Origin of the sequence: Pseudomonas sp. GV105, from assembly GCF_003058185.1 — a bacterium.
Lineage (GTDB): Bacteria > Pseudomonadota > Gammaproteobacteria > Pseudomonadales > Pseudomonadaceae > Aquipseudomonas > Aquipseudomonas veronii.
This window is the reverse complement of sequence record NZ_QBUF01000033.1, coordinates 1-4,299: the sequence shown is the minus strand read 5'-3', so window position 1 is coordinate 4,299 and position 4,299 is coordinate 1. Positions and strand designations below refer to the sequence as shown.

Genomic DNA, 4,299 nt, shown 5'->3' with positions numbered 1-4,299 from the left:
CCTTCGGCAAACCAGTGGCCTGCGTGGATGATCAAGTTCGCTGCAACCTGCATGGCATTACGCACATTATCGAAGGCGCTTCGGGTTCAACCATGGACGGCAAGCCTGTGGCGCTGCACGGCCATCGTTGCGCGTGTGGTTGCCAGTTGGTCAGCACCCTGCCGGCCACTTCAATGGTGGTTGCGCCATGAACCGTCCGCCTGAGTACCCCGACGTTATCGAACCGGGCGAGCCGCGTTGGCGCAGTTGGTGGTTGGGGTTGGCACTGCCGTGGGGAGTGCAGTCGGCCGTTTTGCTGATGCTGTGGCCCCAGGAGCAACCGCGCCTGGAATGGTGGCTGTGGAGTGCGGTGCTGCCTCTGTGCTGGGCGCTGATTCTGGCGGTGCGTGTGTTGGTGTGGCAGGTCGAGCTGTTCAACCGCAAGGTGTATCTGCGCGCGCTGGAGGCCGCCATGCAGGCTTGGTGGCAACGGCGCTCGCTGGGTTTACCGGTGCAGGATGTGTTGTTGCTCGGCCCGGCGGGTGACATGCAAGAAGACTACCTGAACTTGATGACAAGCGTCTCGCCACCCTTGGCGATACCCGGCGCTACACAGCCCATGTTGCGTTGCCCACTGTCGCTGAGCTTGATCAGCGAGCGTGAACCTGCACTGGCACGGCATCTCACCCGTTTAACCTTGGCCCTCCCGGGGTTGTCCGAGTGCTGGCCACAGTTGCGGGCAATTGCCTGGGTGGGGGATGAGAGCGGCCAGGCTGCTTTCGTTGAGGCGTTGGTCCGGGCGGGAGTGGTGTTGCCCGAGGCCCGTTTGCTGCTACAGAACCTGACTGATTTGGATGACCTGATCGATACCTTCCATCGCGATTGTCGTGGCGAGGACGACTGGTTGTTGTGCGCGGGCGTGGCGTCGGTGGCAAGTGCCGAAGAGGGCGAACTGGGGGGTGAAGCGGGTTTCTTCTGGCGAGTGAGCTGGCAGGGGCAGCAGTTGGTGCATCGCGGTGAATACCTTGCAAGCCAGTCGCCCGCCGAGCTGTGTGCACAGATGCAGCGTTACGCCGGACTGCAATCTGCGCCGACCACCTGCCTGGCACTGGATCGAGCCAGCCAGGCTGCGTTTGTAGAGGGCGGCTGGTCGGCAGTCGAACATCAACTGGCCGGGCAATGGGGCGTGCTGGCGCACCTGGCGCCGTTTATCGGGATGTCCCTGGCATTGCTGCAAGCGGGGGCGGCGGGTCAGCCCTGTGGTTGGCTGAGCCAGGATGGAAACCAACGATTGGCGATTGGAGTGGCGGTGCCTTATGGCAACAGTTAAGGATGTGGGTAAGGGCTCGTTGGTTCGCGTGGGGTTGGGCTATCTGCTGATCATGACGCTGCTGGTACTGCTCGGTGGTCTGTTGTATGGCTTGTGCAGCGGCTATCTGGGCTGGCCGAAAATGCCGCTCAAGCAATTGCTGCTGTGGGGGCTGGGGGTGTGGTTCGCGCTCTGCTGGTTCTGCCCGGTCATTTTGCTGGCCTGGGATCGTCTGGCGTTTCGCCAGGCACAGCAGGTCGTGAGGGCGGTCACCCAAACGCCGAACTCGCGATTGAACCGGGAACCCGCGTCGCCAGATGCGGTAAAAGTGCGCGAGCACCTACGCGAGCACTACGGCCTCTTCTGGCGCCACAAAACCCGCCTGCTGCTCATCATCGGCGAACCCACCGAAATCGAAGCCATCGCCCCCACCCTGGCCGCTCACCAATGGCTCGAAGGCCAAGGCACCGTCCTGCTGTGGGGCGGTAGTGCGCAGGCCGCGCTGGATCAGTCTTTCCTCAAGCAATGGAGCGGCCTCAGCCGCTGGCGTGTGCTGGACGGAGTCGTCTGGGCGCTGAACGAAACCCAGGCCGCCGACGATGTCTCGATGGGCAAAGGTGTACGCCAGGTGCAGCGCCTTGCCCGTGACTTGCGCTGGCAGTTGCCGTTATCCCTCTGGCAGGTCTGCGGCAGTGCATGGGCGCAGGACACGCGCAAAGCGCAGCCGGTGGGCTGTCAGTTGCCCGCGCGCTTCTCGGCGGCGGTATTGGACGCCGCGCTGAATCGTTTGCTGGAGCCTTTGCGTCGCGCGGGTTTGGCGCAGATGAACGCGGTGATGAAGGATGATTTTCTGCTGCGTTTGTCGCGAGATTTAAAGGGCGAGGGCATTGATCGTTGGCGTCACACCTTGGCGCATCTGGCCGGCGAATTTGCCCGTGGCGTGCCGTTGCGGGGGTTGTGGTTCAGCCTGCCGGTACAGCGCTCGCCGCATGATCAACAACAGGCGTGGTCGGTGGCCCCGGTGTGGCACGGCGTACTCGGCGATAACCCCCGTGGCCGCCGGCTGGGCTGGAGCGTGCCGCGAGTTGGCTACGCATTGGCTCTCGGCCTAGCCATGCTGTGGAGCGCAGGACTGCTGCTGTCATTCATCAGCAACCGCACGCAGATCGCTCAGGTACACAGCTCGTTGTCGACCTTGCAACGCGCATCACAAGGCGACGAACAGCTCCAGGCCCTTCATGAACTGGTCCGCGAATTGGCGCGCCTGGATGATCGCGTTCAAGGCGGCGCTCCGTGGTATCAGCGCTTCGGCCTGAATCAAAACCCAGCGCTGCTTGAAACTGTTTGGCCGCGCTACGTCGAAGCCAACAACCGCCTGATCCGCGACCCGGCCGTCGCCGCTTTACGCCAGCAGCTCACGGCCCTGGTCAAGCTGGCCCCGGACAATCCCGAGCGCGCCGAACGCGCCCGTGCTGCCTACGACCAGCTCAAGGCCTACCTGATGATGGCGCGTCCGGCAAAAGCCGACGCCAGTCTGCTGGTGAAAACCCTCGGCGAAGTCGAGCCTTCACGCGCGGGCCTCTGGCAAGCCCTGGGCCCCACTCTGTGGCAGTTCTACGCCGAACACCTGGCGGAAAACCCGGCGTGGCGCATCGACACCGACGCGCGGCTGGTCGCGCAAGTCCGGCAGGTCCTGCTCGGCCAACTGGGCCAACGCAATGCCGAAGCCAATCTGTACCAACAATTGCTCGATGACGCCGCCCATCACTACCCGGCCCTGGGCCTGCCGCAACTGGTCGGCGACACCGACGCCCAGGCCCTGTTCACCACCGAGGCCAGCGTGCCCGGCGTGTTCACCCGCCAGGCCTGGGAAGGCTCGGTGCGCCACGCCATCGATGCGATCGCCGAGGCGCGCCGCGAGGAAATCGATTGGGTGCTCAGCGACCAACCTGCCGATGTCGACACCCGCCTGAGTCCTGACCAACTGCGCAACCGCCTCACCGAACGCTACTTCCAGGACTACGCCAGCGCCTGGCAGGATCTGCTCAACAGCCTGCGCTGGCAGCAGGCCGCGAGTCTCGATGAGTCAATCGACCAATTGACGCTGATGAGCGACGTGCGCCAATCGCCCTTGATCGCGCTGCTGAACAGCGTGGCCTACCAGGCGCAGGCGGGCAGCCGACCCCAGGCCCTGGCCGACTCGCTGGTGCAGTCTGCGCAAAAGTTGATCGGGCCGGACAAGGCTCCAGCGATCGAACCGTTGGCCCAGGCCGCCACGGGGCCGCTGGCGGCGACCTTCGGCCCGTTATTGGCGCTGCTGGACAAGTCCAACACAGACGGCCTCAGTCTCCCGGCCTTCCTCACCCGCGTGACACGGGTGCGTTTGAAACTGCAGCAGATCAGCACCGCACCCGACCCGCTGGAAATGACCCAGGCCCTGGCACAAAGCGTGTTTCAAGGCCGCAGCATCGACCTCACCGACACCCAATCCTACGGTGCCCTGCTGGCCGCCAGCCTGGGCGCGGAGTGGGGCGGGGCGGCGCAGACGCTGTTCGTGCAGCCGCTGGAACAGGCCTGGCAACGCGTGTTGCAACCGTCCGCCGCCGGCCTCAACAGCCACTGGCAGCGCTCGATCGTCAGCCATTGGAACGCCGCCTTCGCCAGCCGTTACCCGTTTGCCGCCACCACCAGCGATGCGTCGTTGCCGATGTTGGGGCAGATGATCCGCGCGGACTCCGGGCGCATCGCACAGTTTTTACAGCAGCAATTGAGCGGCGTGCTGCGCAAGGAAGGTAGCCGCTGGGTGGCCGACCCCCGCCACAGCCAAGGCCTGCGTTTCGACCCCCGGTTTCTGGGCGCGATCAATCAACTGAGCGAACTGGCCGATGTGCTCTACACCGACGGCGGCATGGGGCTGAGCTTTGAACTGCAAGGCAAACCCGTGCGCGACGTGGTGCAAACCACCTTCATCCTCAACGGCGACCGGCACCAGTACTTCAACCAGAAAGAAA

The 4,299-nt window shown here is 64.3% G+C and carries 3 protein-coding genes; all 3 read left to right on the top strand.

Annotation, left to right across the window (positions count from 1 at the left end):
• Positions 1 to 191 (top strand): PAAR domain-containing protein (locus tag C8K66_RS30450; protein ID WP_108526705.1); only part of this gene is annotated, 191 nt, incomplete at its 5' end.
• Positions 192 to 298: 107 nt separating this feature from the next.
• Positions 299 to 1,309, top strand: coding sequence for a hypothetical protein (locus C8K66_RS30445; protein WP_108526707.1), 1,011 nt, complete (start codon positions 299 to 301; stop codon positions 1,307 to 1,309).
• Positions 1,296 to 4,299, top strand: a 3,004-nt coding sequence (locus C8K66_RS30440) for an ImcF-related family protein (protein ID WP_256591122.1), incomplete at its 3' end; no start/stop codon positions are given. The genes C8K66_RS30445 and C8K66_RS30440, both read left to right, overlap by 14 nt.